The following is a 16,365-nucleotide window of genomic DNA, read 5'->3' on the forward strand; positions in this document are numbered from 1 at the left end:
TGGCTGGTCGAGCGGCAGGAGCCACATCTGGGGCGGGTCCAGCTGGTGCGGGCGGACGGTGAGCGTCAGCGGGTGAGCTTCCGCTTCTTGGTCAATCACCCGCGGTGCAGGCCGTCCTCGCGTACGGCGGCGGAAGGGGCGAACCGCGGGCGTCAGCTGGCTTCGTGGAGTGACGTGAAGCCGGAGAAGCGCCCTCTGATGGAACAGCGCTTCGCTCACCTGATGGAGATCAACTGCGGTTTTCGGAGCGGTGATCCGTTCCGTCCCGAGCCGGGAGAGCCGCGCCCCGAGTCCGACCCGGACCATACGACGCTGACCGAGCGGCGGGAGGCGAAGGCAGCCGAGTTGTCGGTGTTGCGGCCCGAGGAGGCGAAGCTGCTCTTGGGCGTCGCCCATGTCGGGGCGCGCACCCTTGAGCGCTGGGAGAAACGGCGCAGGAAGTACGGGATCGTGGGCTGCGCCGATCATCGATGGCTGCGGTCGAGCGGGGGACATCCGAGTATCAGCGAGGAGGTCCGTGAGGCGATCTTCGCGGTACGGCAAGAGACGCAGCAGCACCGGTCCCGCGTGAGCGCACGGACCCGCGAGATCATGATCCGGCGCTATGTGCGGGAGACCTTCGAGATCGCGAACGAGGCCGAGGGCCAGGAGGAAAACGAGAAGGGCAGCAAGGGGCGGGAGATCAAGGTCCCGAGCTATCACACGCTGCTGCGGGTGTGGAAGGAATGGTTCGGACCGGGCGGGGCCCGACCGAAGTACGAGCGCTCGGCCGAACTCCCCACCAAGAACGGGCACGTGCTCGTGACCCGCCCCGGGCAGGTCGTCGCGCTGGACACGACGATCCTGCCGGTGATGGTCCGCGAGAACGTCTTCGGAGATCCGGTCACCGTCCACTTCACCCTGGCGCTGGACGTCTACACCCACTCCATCTGCGCCTTCCGGCTCACGCTGGTGTCGGACTCCTCGGTGGACGTCGCGATGATGCTGCGCGACGTCATGCTGCCGCTGCCTATGCGCGAGGAGTGGGGCGAGGACATGGAGTGGCCTTACCCAGGGCTGCCGGCCGCCGTGGTCGCCGAGTTCGCCGGTCACAAGGTGGCCGCCCTGCCGTTCTTCAACCCCGAGACCATCACCTCCGACCACGGCTCCGTCTACCGCAACCACCATCTTGTGGACGTCCAGGAGGCGATGGGCTGCCGGATCCTGCCGGCTCGCGTTCTGCGCCCCCAGGACAAGGCCGCGGTGGAGCGCACTTTCGGCGGTATCCGCTCGCTGGTGTTCGAGAAGTTGCCCGGCTACACGGGAGTCGACGTCGCCGACCGCGGTGCCGACCCGGAGGGCAGCGCCGTGCTGACCCTCAGCCAGATGGAACATTACATCGCCACCTGGGTAGTGGGTATCTGGCAGAACCGCAGGCTCGGCGAGTTCGCCCCCTGTTGGGATCCGGGTGGCGACCACAGCCCCAACACCCTGTTCGCCGCCTCCTTCGCGCAGGGAGGCTTCGACCTGGACATCCCGTCACCGGAGACGTACTACCGCTTCCTGCCCGAGCACCACGTGAAGCGGATCTACCGGCGGGGTGTGAAGGTCAAAGGGCTCTGGTACGACGCCGAGTTGCTGCACCAGCCCGACCTGCAATCCGCCCGGGGCGGCCGGTACAAGAAGCAGTGGGTCATCCACCGCGAACCGCGGGACCGACGGATGGTGTTCTTCCATGATCCCGATACGCACGAGTGGCATGAGCTGCGCTGGACGGGCCTGCCTCCGGAGGGCGAGATGCCGGCCTTCGGGGATGCACGGGTCGAGGAACTCCTCACGCGCGTACGGGAAGCGGGGCTGAAGCCGCGCTCCGACAGTGACCTCGTCCCGATCCTCCTGGAGATGCTGGGCGCGGTCGACCCGGTCGCGAACTGGCCGTCGCAGCTGACCAAGTCCCAGCGCACCCAGCACGCAGGGGAGATCACCCAAGCTCGGGCGGCGGCCGCGGACCGGCCGAAGCCGTCAAAGTCGTCGCAGGCGACGGACGCACCGCCGCGACTGGCCGCTGTCGGTGTGCGTGAAACGGAACCACCGTGGCGGGAGAGGGCCCGGGAGGCCACCGAGAGCCTGGACGCCCACCGGCGCAGGCGTCGCGAGGCGGCCGGGCCACGGAAGCCGCCGGAGTCGGCTCTGCTCGGCTCCAGCCGCCGTGGCCGCAACCTCTTCGTCATCGCGGACGACGACGCCCCACCCGACGCACCAGCCACAGACCAGCAAAGCCGTGATGCGCAAGCGACGGACGAGGAGCGAAATGAGTGACCAGGCCCCGGAGGAGACGGAGAGGCCCGTACCGTTCCTGCGCCTCGGCCCCCGGCCGGACCGGACGACTCATGAGGGCTGGCAGGAGTTCCGAAGGACGCGCGAGCTGTTCGTGCCGGTCAAGAAGATTTCCGTGGCCGAGTACGGGCTGATGAGTCCGCGCAAGAAGTCGCTGTACGACCTGCATCGCGCTGCCACGCACGTCAACATGCGGATGGAGGAGACTCCGATGAGCGCGGTGGTCACCACGCTCATGCGCTCTCGGATCCAGAACAACGCGATGCGCATCGGTCCGAGCACCCTCGACGGACTGATGATCAACGGCGGCGGCTACCAGGGCAAGACCGAGACCGCCTGCCGGACCGCCGCCGAATTCGAGGACACATGGCGCGACTTGTTCGAGAAGAACCGCGCCTACTACTTCGACCCGATGCCCGGCACCCGGGACATCATCGCGCCGGTCGCCTACTGCCAGACCCCGGTCAAGGCCACCCCGATCGGCCTGTGCGAGGCGATCCTCGACTACTACGGCGCCCCCTATGGCAAGAACCTGCGCGGCATGATCCGCAACGTCCGGGCATCGATCAAGGCGCACGCCACCACCGTCCTGATCATTGACGACATCACTCGTCTGAAAATGCACCGGGAGGACGACCAGGACACTCTCGACCTCATCCGGGGCCTGATGGACCTGGATGTCACGCTCGTCCTCATCGGCGTCAACATCCCCCGCTCCGGGCTGCTCAGGGAAGGCTGGCACGACCCGCGCACCAAGCAGTGGGTCTACGAGCCCCTGAAGAAGGGCAAGAGCTACAACCCTGATGCCTCCACCCAGACCGAACGCCGCTTCGACCTGGTCAACCTCGACCCGTTCGACTTCACCACGGACGCCGGGACCGCAGCGTTCGTCGATCACCTCGAATCCACGGAGAACCAGATCCGGCTCTTCAACGCCGGACCGGGCACGCTGTCCGCAGGAGCGATGCCCGAGTACCTCCGCCGCCGGACCCACGGCATCATCGGCCTCCTGCGGCGGCTGATCGAGGACGGACTGACCAAGGCCATGGAGAGCGGTCTGGAGGATCTAACCATCGGCCTCCTTGACGAGATCACCATCAACCTGGGCAACATCCCCGGCCAGTACGGCGTGCGGGACGCCGAATCCGGTGAGATCCCCGACGTCGACACCTCCCCGGAACCGGAGCAAGGGCCGGAGCGGAAGGTGGAGACGAAGAGCGTGAAGCCCCGGAAGAGGCGGAACACGGTCTTGGACGACCGCGGCAGTCCTCCGGCGGCCGAGGCATGACCCCACGCCCCCTGCCCCGTACTCTCGCGCCCCTCGAGGACGAATCGCTCGTGGGACTGATCCTGCGCCTGGCCCAGCACACGGGGAGTTCACCCGCGGTCATCGCCACGCGCATGGGCCTCACGGACCGAGTGGGAATCCATGTGCCGGCGGGATCACTTCTTGCCCTCCCTCCGCAAAGGCTCGCCGAAGCTGCGCATGTGGCGGGCCTGTCGCTCTCCGAGATGGAGAACCTCTTGCTGGCTCCCCTCGGCGAGCGTTATGGACCACTGAGCCAAGCGCACGCTCCGTGGTACGGGCCTCAACTCCTCACTAACCCCCGGCGATGGGTCAACCTGCGTAGCACGCAGTTCTGCGAGCGCTGCTTGGCCGGAAGGGACAACCCTCTGGGTGCCGAACTCGGTGGCTCGTGGAAGAGGCACTGGCACCTGCCGGTGGTCTTCGTCTGCGTCGAGCACCGCCGCACGCTCCGACGCTGCTGCACCTCCTGTGGGCGCCCCGCCCACGCCACCCGGCAAGGACTCATCGCTCATGCCACCTATGAAGGATTGCACCCCATCCAGTGTCGCGCACCGTCCATCTTCCAGACCGACTTCAGGGAAAGGGCTGTGTGCGGCGCTTACATGTCCGACAGGTCGCGCGGCCGGATCGTGGCGAAGGACCGTGCGACACGAGAGGAGATCATCGATGTCCAGAGGCGCATTGATGCACTGCTTTCTCCCGACGGTCCGGCCGAGACCCAGAGCTGTGGGGAACCTGTCTCTGTGGCGCAGTACTTCATGGACCTGCGGGCCGTCACCGCGTTGATCTACGCGTCCTGGCCTCAGGCGCGCCCTCTGGCGGCAACGGAGGTGCTGGCCAGGGCCATTGAGTGCGAGGCTGCAGGTCGCCACCGAAGTTCCCGGGGCCTTCGCAGCCGGGTCATGGGGGCTCCGTCCCGCGACTACTTCCTCGCGCCTCCCGCCACGGCACTCACGACCGGTGCCATTCTGGGGATCGCGGACCGACTCCTCAGAGCGACGGACCGCTCTGAGGAACGAACCGAGCTCGTTGCCCTCTACCGGCGTGAAGTGGAGGAATGCCACGCGCTCGGCTCCAGGCACGTGAAAGATCTCGTAGTATCCCCACCCCTGAGCTGTATTCTCGGCCTGGCTCCGCGGCCGCGCAGGGCCGCTACCCGCGGCGCTTCGCAGACGCCGGCAGCGGAAGCGGGGTGAGAATGACGTGCGACGTGCGTCCCCTGCCCCGCAGCCTTGATCCGCTACCCGACGAGGCCCTTACCGGATTCGTGCTGCGCCTTGCCCACAGGCTCGGCACGACACCCGCAGAGGTCTCCGTCCGCACCGGCCTGGTACCCCGCACCCGCCCGGGGCTGCCCACCCGGCTGCCCCTGGGGCTCCTGTACCACCTGGACGACGAATACATAGCAGGCTTCGCCCGAGCCACCCGCCTGGCGCCCGGCGAGGTCAGTGGCATGCTCCTCGCCCCGCTCGGAGAGCGATACGGGCCACTGAACCCCGCCTTCACGCCACGCACCACCCCAACGCGGATGATCTACGACAACCCGTGGGTGCTGACCCGCTCCTCGCGCTACTGCCCCTTCTGCCTCGCCGGGCACGGCGAGGCAATCCAGGACCGCCACGGAGGCGCATGGCAGCGGCTGTGGCGTCTCCCCGTGATCTTCCTCTGTCTCCGGCACCGAGGACTCCTGTCGCACCGATGTACCAGTTGCGGAACACTCGCGCAATTCGTCCACACGGCAAACGGCATTGCGCGCCTGTCCGACGACTCGCTCCACCCAACACAGTGCCGCTTCACCGCACGATTGGCCTCGCACCGGCAGCCCACGGGGGCCTGCGGAGCCGACCTTGCCCGGCCAGACACCCCGCCCGGGGAACCTGATCCCGTCACCATGAACGTGCTGTTCCACGTCCAGCGCGAACTGGGGCACCTACTCGCGGCAGGAGGGCCAGCGACCACCATGAGCGCCGGGGCGCCGGTCCCCGTTGCCCACTACTTCGCCGACCTGAGAGCTATCGTTGCCATGATCTTCCGGTCTTGGCCGGAAGCCCGCCCCTACGCCAGCACCCCCGTGCTGGCCGCCGCGCTCGACGCGGAACATGCCGCCCGCGCCGCGAAGGCTGAGCCCCTGCTCAACAGCGCAGGCAAGAAGAAGACCTCCAAGCCCTACACCGTGCCGCCCGACGACTCCCTGGTCACGGGCGCGGTCCTGGACATCGCGGCGCAACTCCTTGGAACCCGGACCGGCACGAAGCACGAGAGCGCCTGGCCCCATTGGTGCTGCGCCTGCGTGACGCCGACCGGGCACTCAGTACCTATTTGCGTCGCCCAGGCTGGATCTCGAAGCAGTTGCGGTCTGCCGTCGAGGACGACTGGACAGGTGCCGGTCGCCGAAGTAAGCCGTCGACATCCTCGCCCGCGTCCAGTCCAGCCGAGCCACGGACTACGTGGCCGACTTCAACATGGCCCTGGCCCCCTGGCGGCGCGAGTCGACTGTCCGCGACTTCATCCACCGCACACGCCAAGAACTCGGCGTCGCCGCCTGAAGCACCACCACGCCTCGGCGGCGCACCGTGACAGCGGAGCCCCCTCACCGAGGCTGGCCGACAGCACGACCAGGCCGCTCGGATCGACCGGGAGCTTCGGCTTCGCACCTCAGGCCCCTTCTGCCCGTCGGCATGAGGAAGGGCAACCAGCCTGAATTGGGGCAAGGGTTTGTGTTGTGGGTAGGGGCCGGACGGTAGGGTGAGAGCCGTTCTGTAGCGGATTCCGCGGCGCCGCAGTGCAGGTAGGGAGGGTCGGCGTGGCTCTGGAGTCGAGCGTGCTCGAAAGCCGGTTCACGGACCTGGCTCTGGCGTCAGCCAATTTCGGATTCCTGCTCCCCCACGAACCGCTTCTTGTTCTTCACGGCGCATCCTGTGAGGCCCGCGCGGTTACTGCTCCCGCTGAAGCAGTGGTGGCGGCAGGCCAGTTCGGTGAGGTTCTTGCCGCTGAGCTCGGCCGCCGGGCCGGGGTGCGCCTGCCTACGGGCGATCAGCAGGCCCGTCTGGACCTCCTGTCTCGAGCCGGGATGCTTCCCGGGCCGGTTCGGGACGCGTTCAACGACCTTCACCGCTTCGACGGCGGCGCGCATGATGAGCGGGGCGTGGCGGCGCATCTGGTCGGGCGCTGCTTCGCGCTGGCCGTCTGGCTCTTCCGCGCCCTGACCGGCGACCCGGAGCCGATGACCTTCGTCCACGCCTCAGCATCCGATCTGCGGGTTTTGGCGCAGCGGGTTGCTGCGCTGGAAGAGGACCTGCCCCGCCTGCGCCGCGAATTCGAACAGCGCGTCGCTCCCACGCCCCTGGCGGTCGCCGAACGTGAACAACTGATCGTCAGCGCACGCGCTGCCGCCTATGAACCGCTGCGCGAAGCCGACATTTCCGCGGAAGTGCAGCGCAGGCTCGCTAAGGCGGGGTGGGACGTCCTGGCCGCTGGCGAGGAGTCTCAGCTCAACCGTTCCCTGGGCTGCGTCCTGGTGCAGCCCCGCTTGGCCGCAGGTCTCCGCGCGGACATGCTGCTGACGGTCGGCGGACAGGTGGTCGGGATCGTCGAGTGCAAGCGGGACGGCATCGATCTCGACGAGGCTATGGAGCAGGCGGGCGCACTGGCGAAGGCCCCGGCGGGCTCCCTGCCGTGGCCCGTGTGGCGCTCGCCGCTGCCGTACCGGTATGTGAGCGATGGTCGGCGTCTGCTGTTCCGCGACGCCAATGACGCCGAATCCCACGCGCGCCTGGTCAGCGGCTTCCATCAGCCCCGCACGCTGGCCCGCTGGCAGCGCGAAGCGGAGGCGGACGGCGCGGCACCGACCTACCGGGCCCGCCAGGCCGCCTACCTGCAGCGGCAGGACGAGGGGTTCGACCAGCTGCGCATTGCCCAGCGCGGGGCGGTAATGGCCATCGAGCAGGCCCTCGCGGCCGGTCAGCGGCGCGCCCTGGTGCAGATGGCCACTGGCTTCGGGGCGAGCTTCACCGGGGTTTTCACCGCCTACCGGCAGCTCCACTACGCGCGTGCGGGCCGGATCCTGTTCGTGACCGACCGCAAGCTCGCCGTGCACCAACTGATCGCACAGCTGCGCCAGTTCAGCATGCCGGACGGAGAGCGCCCTCTCGGTGACGTGTACCACGTCCAGGAACTGACCGCGCACGGCCTGGCCCCGTCGGCTTCCGTGGCCGTGGCCACGGTGCAGCGTCTGTCGGCCATGCTCGCCGGCACCCCAGCAGCCGAGGACGGATCCGAGAGCGTGTCGGCGTACGAGACCGCCGAACGGCAGGCGCATCCCGATGCCACACCCCTGGAAGTGACCTACTGCGAGACGCTGCCGCCCGACGCATTCGATCTCGTCATCGTCGACGACTGCCACCGCGCGCTGTACGGACAGCGGCGTGCCCTTCTCGAATACTTCGATGCTCCCGTCGTCGGATTCAGCGCGACGCCGACCGCTACCGTGCTGGGATTCTTCAAGGGCAACCTGGTCAACTCCTACAGCTATGAACAGGCCGTCGCCGACGGCGTCGCCGTGGACTACTCCGTTTACCAGATCCAGGTCGACGGCGACCGGCAGTCGGCGTTTGCCACACCTGTCGACGCGGTCGGTGTGCAATCCCGCAGCTCGCGCCGCGCCCGATACGAGGATCTGGACGAGGAGCTGGCCTTCACCGTAGGGCAGGGCCCGGCAAGGGCTGTCCCGTCTGAGCGCCTGGCCACCGTGGTGACGGCTTTCCGTAACGCGCTGCCGACCCTGTTCCCCGATCGGATGCAGCACGGCGGCGGGCTCCTCGGGGTCCCCAAGACCGTGGTGCTGGCGCAGGACGGACTGCATGCGGACGAGGTCGTGGAGCGCGTCCGCGACGTGTTCGGCGCCGGGGACGTCTTCTGCCGACGGATCGCGCCGCGCGACGCGTATGCGGCGGACCTGCTGCGGGAGTTCCGCACGACGCCGGAGTTCCGGATCGCGGTCGTGACGGATCTGATCTCTGGGAACAGTGACATGCGGGTGATGGAGTGCCTGCTGATCCTGCGCGAGGTGCGCTCCGCCGCCTACTACGAGCAGCTGCTGGCCATGGGAACGCAGACCATCTCGTCCGCGGAGCTGCGCGCCGTCACCCCGGGAGCGGATGCCAAGGCGCAGCTCGTGGTCGTCGATGCGGCGGGCGCTTCGCGTCACCTCCAGCCGCTGGTGAACGTGACGGATGCATCCGGGCAGAGGGGACGGGCCGCCTTGGAGCGCCTGCTGCACCGAGCCACTGACGGCCGGGCGACGCCGCAGGAGACAGCCGAACTCGCCGTCCGGCTCGCCCGGCTCATCCCCACGCTCAGTGACGCCGACGGCGCCGAGATCCGCAAGCTGGCGGGCCGGCCTCTGCAGGAGCTGGCGACCCGTCTCCTCGACTCGGTCGACTCGGACCACCTGACATCGCTGCGCCGGGCGGGAGGCAAGAGAGCCGTCGAGGACGAGCGGCGCGAGGCCCTCTACCCGCTCACCGAGGACCTCCAACTCCAAGAGGTGCTGCTCGACCTGTACGACCGGCCGGCCCCTGCTCGGGGAACGACATCCGGCAGCCGGGGGCGCCGCCAAGACAAGATGGTGGGCCGGCGTCTGGCCGAGTTCGTCGAGCGGTCCGGACCCTTTAACTCCGCCCAGCTGTGGTGGATCGAGAAGATCGCGGATGTGGTGGCCACCGAGACGCGCTTCGACCCGGCGTATCTCGACAGCATCCCCTTCTCGGCGCGCGGCGGCACGGACGGCTTCCTTGACGCCTTCGGGCCCGACGCCGCTATCGACCTCCTGGACGAACTGCGCAGGGCCCTGGCGTGATGAATGAGGTGCCTGTCGGCTGGAGGATCGTCCGGCTGGCCGATGTGCTGAGTGAACCGCTGGTCAACGGCCGGTCCCCGCGCCCTGGCGAGGGCGGATTGCCCGTACTGCGCATGCCGGCGCTGCGGGCAGTCACCGTGGACTTCACCCAGTCCAAGAGCAGCGACCGCAGTGACAACGGCGACGCGATACTGCTGGCCGAACACGGGGATGTGCTGGTCGGCCGGGTCAACGGCTCACACTCCCTGGTCGGCGAGGGCGCGCTGGTCGACGGCCCCCCGGCCCCGACGGCCATCCCTGACACCATGATCCGAGTACGCGTACGCCCCGATGTCCTCGATCCGCGCTACCTCGCACACCTGTGGAAGTCGCCCGTCATGCGGCGCCAGATCGAGGCGCGCGCCCGCCAGGGCGGCGCAGCGATCTGGCGGATCAACCAGCGTGATCTAGCCGACGTCCTGCTGCCGCTGCCCCCTGCGGGGGAACAGCGCCGGATCGTCGGCCTGTTGGGGGACCACCTCACCCGCATCGACGCCACCACGATCCGCACCCACAGCGCCCTCGACCAGGCCGACGTCCTTAGCCGCGCCCTGACCGCGCGGGCAGGGCGCGGCGCTCTCACCGATACCGCTCGGGTTCCCGCGGACCTGCCCCGGGTTGCCGGCGCAGGGGACGGGACACTGCCCGACCTGCCCGAACGCTGGCGGTGGACCCGCCTGCACGATGTCGCCGAGGTCACCCGCGGTATCACCCCATCCGGCACGCAGGAGTGGAATCCCGCCGATACGGACGTCTCCTGCCTTCGGGTCGCCAACGTGCAGCGCGGCCGCCTCGACCTGGACGACGTTCGCACGATCCGGCTGCCCCCATCACGGGCTGAGGCAGCCCGACTGCGGGCGGGTGATGTGCTGCTGACCGGCGGCGGATCGATCGACAGCCTGGGCCGCGGCTGGATCTGGGAGGACCAGCTGCCCCACTGCGTCCCCCACAGCCACGTCTTCCGTGCCCGGATCACCACCCATCAGCTCCACCCCGTCCTGCTGGCCTGGCACGCCAACGGCCTCGGCCGCCAGTGGTGCCACCGCAACGCCACCCAGAGCGCGGGGCCGGCATCCATCAGCCTGGCCAGGATCCGGCTCATGCCGGTGCCGATTCCTCCCGTAGACGAGCAGCACCATCTGGTTGCGGTGGTCCAGTCACACACCGCGGCCCTGAACGCGGCCTGCGCTGCAGCCGAACGCGCTCTCGAGGTGGCCGGACGGCTACGGCGTAACCTCCTGGAACGCGCTTTCACTGGTCATCTGTCCCCTCCGCTCTCCCCGTCTGGGCAACAGGAGTCTGTGCTGTGAACCCCACCGTCTCCTCCCGCCCCGGACACGACCAGGCCCTGGTGGACCGGCTGTGGAACTACGCCAACGTGCTGCGCGACAACGGCACCTCGGGCCTGGAGCTCATCGAGCAGCTCTCCAGCCTGATCGTCCTCAAGCGCGCCCATGAACAACGCCAACGCCCCCTCAACGGGCGCGACACCCTCGGCTTCGACGCATGGGAGCAGCTCACCTCGACCGAGCGCGACTCCCTCATCCCGGCGTACGAGCAGATCCTGGACCAGCTCGCCGCCCGGCCCGGAACGCTCGGGCTGCTCTTCCGGCGGGCACAAAACCGCATCCCGGACCCTGCCCTCCTACACCGCTTGATCGTCGACGTGGTGGACCGCTACCAGTGGTCCTCAGCCGACATCGGCGCTGTCTTCGAGGCGCTGCTGGCCCGCATGAGCACGGACACGAAGACCGGCGCCGGCCAGTACTTCACGCCCCGGCCGCTGATCGAGGCGATCGTGCAGTGCATGCAGCCCGGCATCGACGACACGGTCTCCGACCCAGCCTGCGGCACCGGTGGTTTCCTGATCAAAGCCTTCGACTACCTGGTCGACCACTTTCCTTCAGGTGTCACCGCGGCTCAGCGTAAGCGGCTCGACCAGAGCACCTTCTTCGGCACCGAACTCGTCGACGCCACCGCGCGGCTGGCCACGACGAACCTCGTCCTGCACGGCGTCACCCGGGCCGACGAGACCCACCCGTGTATCACCGTCGGGGACGCCCTGGCCCGCCCACCGGTGCGGCGGGCGACGCTGGTGCTCACCAACCCTCCGTTCGGGCGCCGCTCCACCAGCGAGGAGCCCTACCGGGAGGACTTCTGGACCCTCACCACCAGCCGGCAGCTCAACTTCCTCCAGCACATCCACAGCCTGCTGGAGACCGACGGCCGCGCCGCTGTCGTGGTACCCGACAGTGTGCTGTTCGAAGGCGGGCCGGGTGAGCTGATCCGGCAGCGCCTGCTGTCCGCGTGCGACGTCCACACCCTGCTGCGGCTTCCCGTGGGCATCTTCTACGCCAGCGGTCTCAAGGCCAGCGTCCTGTTCTTCGACAAGCCCGAACCGCGCCCCGACGGCAGCCCGTCCACGACACGGTTGTGGGTGTACGACCTGCGCTCCCTGCACACGTCGACGGCCAAGCCCACGACACCAGCCGGTCCCGACTACAGCGACTTCGTGTCCGCCTACCGGCCCGGCCGACCCCGCAGTGAACGAGTCGAGACCCCCCTCTTCCGATCCTTCGCCGTCCAGGACCTGCTCGCCCGGCCCGGCGTCAACCTGGACCTTCAGGTCGCCGAACCCCCGCCCGGGCCCTTCGCACTGCAAGAGCCCGAGGCCGACCTGCACCGCATGGCCCAGGAGATCACCGCTGAGCTGGGCGCCGCCCTGGCCGAATTCGCCTCCCTGACTGAAGCACTGCGCCCCTACGGTGTGCACGCGGACGGCCCGGATCGTGAGGCGGAGCGGTGACGGCGACCAGGAGCACCTTGACCGGGGGGATGCCGTGCGGCTGCTGCGACTGAGACTTCCCTCCTACCGGGGCCTGCGTCACTTCGAGCTGGACCTCACTGGCGCCCTCGATGGCGGCCATGCCATTGCCACCCTGATCGGCCCCAACGGCGGCGGCAAGTCCCGGGCCCTGCACGCGCTCGCCGAGATCTTCGGCGCCCTGCACCGGCCGGGCCGCCGTGCGGCCTTCGCCTTCGAACTCGACTACGAGGTCCACGACAGGACGGTCCGGGTCGTTCAGACCTCCCCCAATACCTCACCCGAGCTATCCGTGGACACCTCCGTGGGCCGGCCGATACGCGTGGCCCGCGCAGTGTGGGCGCAGCATCTGCCCGATCACGTCTTCGGCTACCAGGCGCATGCCCAGGCTCCCTGGACCAGCGAGTTCGACCAGCACCGCCGCTTCGCCGCCCGCCGCGTCGGCCAATGGCGCCGGCAGTGGATGACGGACTTCGACCAGTGGCGCGCACACCACGCCCTGAACGAAGGCGAACTGTGGACCGAGCAGCTGACCCTGCCCATCACCTGCCCCCTGTACACGCCGGTGTTCCTGTGTACGCCCGCGCACCTGCCGCTGCTGCTCCTCGCGCAGACCACCCACTGGTCCGACTCGTTCGGCACCTATCTGCGCCGCCACTCCTACCTCCAGCGTGTGGCCTCTGCGGTCCTGCGGATCCGCGCGCCACGCGCCGCACGCGCCCCGCACCTGGCCGCCCTCCCGTACTGGGGCCTGGGCGGGCCCGCCCGCACCCTGTTCGCGGCCGCCGCCGAATCGGGGCGGTTCGGTCTCATTCCCGATGCCGACCCGGTGGACGGAGCCGGCAGCCCCGCCGACGGGTTCCAGATCGTCCTGGGCACTGCAGAAGATGTTCGCGCCTTCCGTAACCTCTTCGACAGCGACCTGTCGATGTTCGGCCTGCTCGCCACCTTGCTGGATGCCGGCTACCTCACCGTCGACGTCCGCCTGGACAAACCCGGCGCGCTCACCGTCGGCTTGAACGACCTGAGCTCGGGGGAGCAGCAACTCCTCACCATCTTGGGCCTGCTGAGGCTCCAGCGGGCACATGAGTCGCTGTTCCTGCTGGACGAGCCCGACTCCCACTTCCACCCCGAGTGGAGTCGGCGCTGGTACTCCTCCGTACGCAGCGTGTTGGGACCGCATCAGCACTCGCAGTTCCTCACCGCCACCCACGAACCGCTCCTGGTGTCCAACATGACTCGCGAGCAGATCCGCGTCGTCACCACCGACGTGGAGGGCCAGGCCACCGCGGTGATACCGCGGGCCAACCCGCGCGGACAAGGTGCCGGCGGCCTGCTGACCACCGACTTGTTCGACCTGCCCACCCAGCTTGACGAGCACACCCAGGAACTGATCGACCGCCAGTACGCGCTGCTCCCCGAGGCGGCTGGCGACCCGGTCAAACAGGCTGCACTGCGCGACGTCACCGCCCAGCTGGAGACCATGGACTTTCCCAACTCCGACCGTGATCCGCTCGTGGCGGCTTTCCTCGCCGAGCTCCACCGCAGACGCCTCGCGCTCCTCGAGGCCGCCCACGGCCCCAACCCGCCCTCGCCCGAACGACTGCAGGCCCTGGTCGCCGAGCTGTTCCACGAGCGCTTCTCGTCGGTGATCTGACGCCGATGAGACACGTCAACATGCAAGGGCTCACCGCCCCGCCGGCCTGGGCAGCCAAGGCCAAACGCACCCTCGACGCGGTCAGGGCCGCCGTCGCTGCTGGCACCGAGCGTGAATTCAATTCGCACTGGGCCGAGGACGCCGTACGCGACCTGCTCCTCGGTCTCGTCGGCGTCAAGTGCTGGTACTGCGAGACCCTCATTGTGCGCGCGGACATCACCGTCGACCACTTCCGGCCGAAATCCGAAGTACTCGACGTGCCTGGCCACCCGGGCTACTGGTGGCTGGCTTACGAGGTGTCGAACTACCGCATCGCCTGCAAGCACTGCAACAGCGGCGGAGCCCGCTACAACGGGGTCCGGGAAGGCCGCGCCAAGGGCAGCCAGTTCCCGCTAATAGGCGGAACCCGCGCCCGCACATCAGTCGACGACCTGAACAGCGAACAGCCGCTGCTCCTGGACCCGGCCCACCCCAGTGACCCCGACCTACTCGGCTTTGACTCCGCTGGCTACGCCCGGCGCAGCAGCACCCCCTACTCGCCGGCCGAAACGAACCGCGGCGTGTGCCGCGCCGACGAAACCATACGGATTCTGGCGCTCAACGACTCCCACCTCGTCCCGCTCCGCGCCCGCCTCATACGGGAGGTCACCGTACTCGCCCGCCACGGGGACCTGACCGACATCCAGCAGCTGGTCGACGACAAGGTGGGACCCGAGGCGCCCTACAGTGCGGCAGCCGCCATGGCTCTGGCCCTGCACCGTGCCGTCGCCCAGCCGGCCGCCGCGCCCGCCACGGCCGCAACGACGCCCGCCGCCGCACCCACCACCGACCCGGCACGCTCCCGAGTCGACCTGCACGACCTGCTGCAACATCTGGACCCGGACGACCTCAAGGCTGGCATCACCCTCACCGGCCGGCACGAGAAGAAGGTCCATCAGGCAGTCTTGAACCACGAGGGCCACATCGACGTCTCGGGCCGCCTCTGGCGCACCCCGACCACCGCTGCCCGAGTCGCCACCGGAAGCAACAAGATCAACGGCTGGGACTTCTGGCATCTGACCATCGGCGGCGTGGAGCAGACCCTCGCCGAATTCCGCGCCCAGCACGTCCCGCCCATCGCGCTCGTGTGAGACACCGGTACCGGCGGCGAGCACGAAGCGCGACCCATGGCCGCTGCGCGGCGTACTCGGCCTGCGATGCGGCGAGAGGGGAAGGCAGTCGCGTATCGAATAGCGCGGGCGGACGAATCGCCTCACGTGGACAGGCGTGAACCGGCCACCTATCCATCGTCTCACTGAAGTTCCGAGCCGCTGCACGGAGGTGATGCTTCACTGGCAGCTGAACGCTTGGACATCAGCGGGAAGGAGGGCACCGTGGATCCAACACTCATCACCTTGGCCAGTGCCGGTGGTGCGGCTCTGGTCTCGGCCATGGCGGCCGATGGATGGAGCGCGTTCCGTACGGGCGTTGTCGCCCTGTGGCGTCGCTTCCAACCTGAGACCACGGATGCTGTCGAGCGGGATCTCGACGCGACCCGCCAGACGCTGCTCGCCGTCCCGGAAGGCGAGAGGCAGCAGGTCCGCGATGCCCTGCAGTCGGTGTGGCAGGGGCGGATGCTGACGCTCTTCCTGGATGACCGCACCGCAGCCGCCGAGTTCGAGGAACTGCTGGCACGGCTGGCGCCGGCCGATACGTCCCGTCCACCCATCAGCTTCCGTGCCGAAGTCCACGACAACGGGCGCGTCTACCAGGCAGGCGGCAATCAGTTCATCCACGAACAATGACCGACCCATATGATAACGATGCGTCCTGGCAGATGAACGCGAGCGCCGAGGATGAAGGCCGCGTCTACCAGGCGGGCGGCGACCAGCACATCACCGAGTACCACTATCACGGCGCAGAGCCCGTACTGGCCGACGACGAGGTTGACGACGAAGACGAGGATGACGACGAAGGGGGCTGGCACTACGAGCCAGCGGATGTCTACTTCCTCAATGGGCTTGGCGATCTCTTCGCCCTCGCCTTACTGCCCTTGGCCCCGATCATCCCGCTCGCGATCTCCGGGGCCAGTGTGCGGGCCACCTGGACCGCCGACCCCGGCCCGTCCCTGTGGTGGTCCACCCTCTACACGCTCGGGACCATGGCTCTGGCAGCGTTGGTGTTCAGGATCCTTCGCATGGTGCTGCCTCACCGGACGGACGTCTACTCCTGGTGGTACCTGCCCCTCGGCGTCGCCGTCTTCGCCTACTACGGCGTACGGGCCCCGGAGAAGGCCACCTTCGAGGTGATCGCCGACCTGGGCCAACAGATGGCGCAGGTCCTCGGCCCGTTGTGACCGCCTCGCGTCGAGAGGTGAACGACGG

At 68.6% G+C, this 16,365-nt stretch carries 10 protein-coding genes and 1 pseudogene; all 11 read left to right on the top strand.

Annotated elements, in window-relative coordinates:
* Positions 1-198 precede the first annotated feature (198 nt).
* Entirely contained in the window at positions 199-2,298 is a 2,100-nt protein-coding gene (locus EJG53_RS17530) for a transposase (RefSeq protein WP_371858697.1), read from the top strand.
* Positions 2,291-3,604: an ATP-binding protein gene (locus EJG53_RS17535; RefSeq protein WP_125045648.1), complete on the top strand. Its 1,314-nt coding sequence runs from the start codon at positions 2,291-2,293 to the stop codon at positions 3,602-3,604. The genes EJG53_RS17530 and EJG53_RS17535 overlap by 8 nt, the downstream gene beginning before the upstream one ends.
* On the top strand, positions 3,601-4,821 hold the full coding sequence (locus EJG53_RS43910; RefSeq protein ID WP_125045649.1) for a TniQ family protein: 1,221 nt from the start codon (positions 3,601-3,603) through the stop codon (positions 4,819-4,821). Before EJG53_RS17535 ends, EJG53_RS43910 begins: the two co-directional genes overlap by 4 nt.
* Positions 4,822-4,823: 2 nt before the next feature.
* Positions 4,824-5,255, top strand: a pseudogene (locus tag EJG53_RS42550) (TniQ family protein); the annotation flags it as partial.
* Between the two features lie 1,173 nt (positions 5,256-6,428).
* A complete protein-coding gene (locus EJG53_RS17550) occupies positions 6,429-9,482 on the top strand; it encodes a DEAD/DEAH box helicase family protein (protein ID WP_125045651.1) in 3,054 nt (1,017 codons plus the stop codon).
* Positions 9,482-10,831: a restriction endonuclease subunit S gene (locus EJG53_RS17555; RefSeq protein ID WP_125045652.1), complete on the top strand. Its 1,350-nt coding sequence runs from the start codon at positions 9,482-9,484 to the stop codon at positions 10,829-10,831. The genes EJG53_RS17550 and EJG53_RS17555 overlap by 1 nt, the downstream gene beginning before the upstream one ends.
* Positions 10,828-12,327, top strand: coding sequence for a class I SAM-dependent DNA methyltransferase (locus EJG53_RS17560; RefSeq protein ID WP_125045653.1), 1,500 nt, complete (start codon positions 10,828-10,830; stop codon positions 12,325-12,327). Before EJG53_RS17555 ends, EJG53_RS17560 begins: the two co-directional genes overlap by 4 nt.
* A 34-nt stretch (positions 12,328-12,361) precedes the next feature.
* On the top strand, positions 12,362-14,002 hold the full coding sequence (locus EJG53_RS17565; protein WP_125045654.1) for an AAA family ATPase: 1,641 nt from the start codon (positions 12,362-12,364) through the stop codon (positions 14,000-14,002).
* A 5-nt stretch (positions 14,003-14,007) separates the two neighbouring features.
* Positions 14,008-15,132, top strand: a complete 1,125-nt coding sequence (locus tag EJG53_RS17570) for a restriction system modified-DNA reader domain-containing protein (RefSeq protein ID WP_244955190.1) — start codon at positions 14,008-14,010, stop codon at positions 15,130-15,132.
* 243 nt (positions 15,133-15,375) lie between these two features.
* Positions 15,376-15,786 (top strand): hypothetical protein, encoded by a 411-nt coding sequence (locus EJG53_RS17575; RefSeq protein WP_125045655.1) that lies wholly within the window; start codon positions 15,376-15,378, stop codon positions 15,784-15,786.
* Positions 15,783-16,337: a hypothetical protein gene (locus EJG53_RS17580; protein ID WP_125045656.1), complete on the top strand. Its 555-nt coding sequence runs from the start codon at positions 15,783-15,785 to the stop codon at positions 16,335-16,337. Before EJG53_RS17575 ends, EJG53_RS17580 begins: the two co-directional genes overlap by 4 nt.
* Positions 16,338-16,365: the final 28 nt, after the last annotated feature.

Source organism: Streptomyces chrestomyceticus JCM 4735 (assembly GCF_003865135.1).
GTDB lineage: Bacteria > Actinomycetota > Actinomycetes > Streptomycetales > Streptomycetaceae > Streptomyces > Streptomyces chrestomyceticus.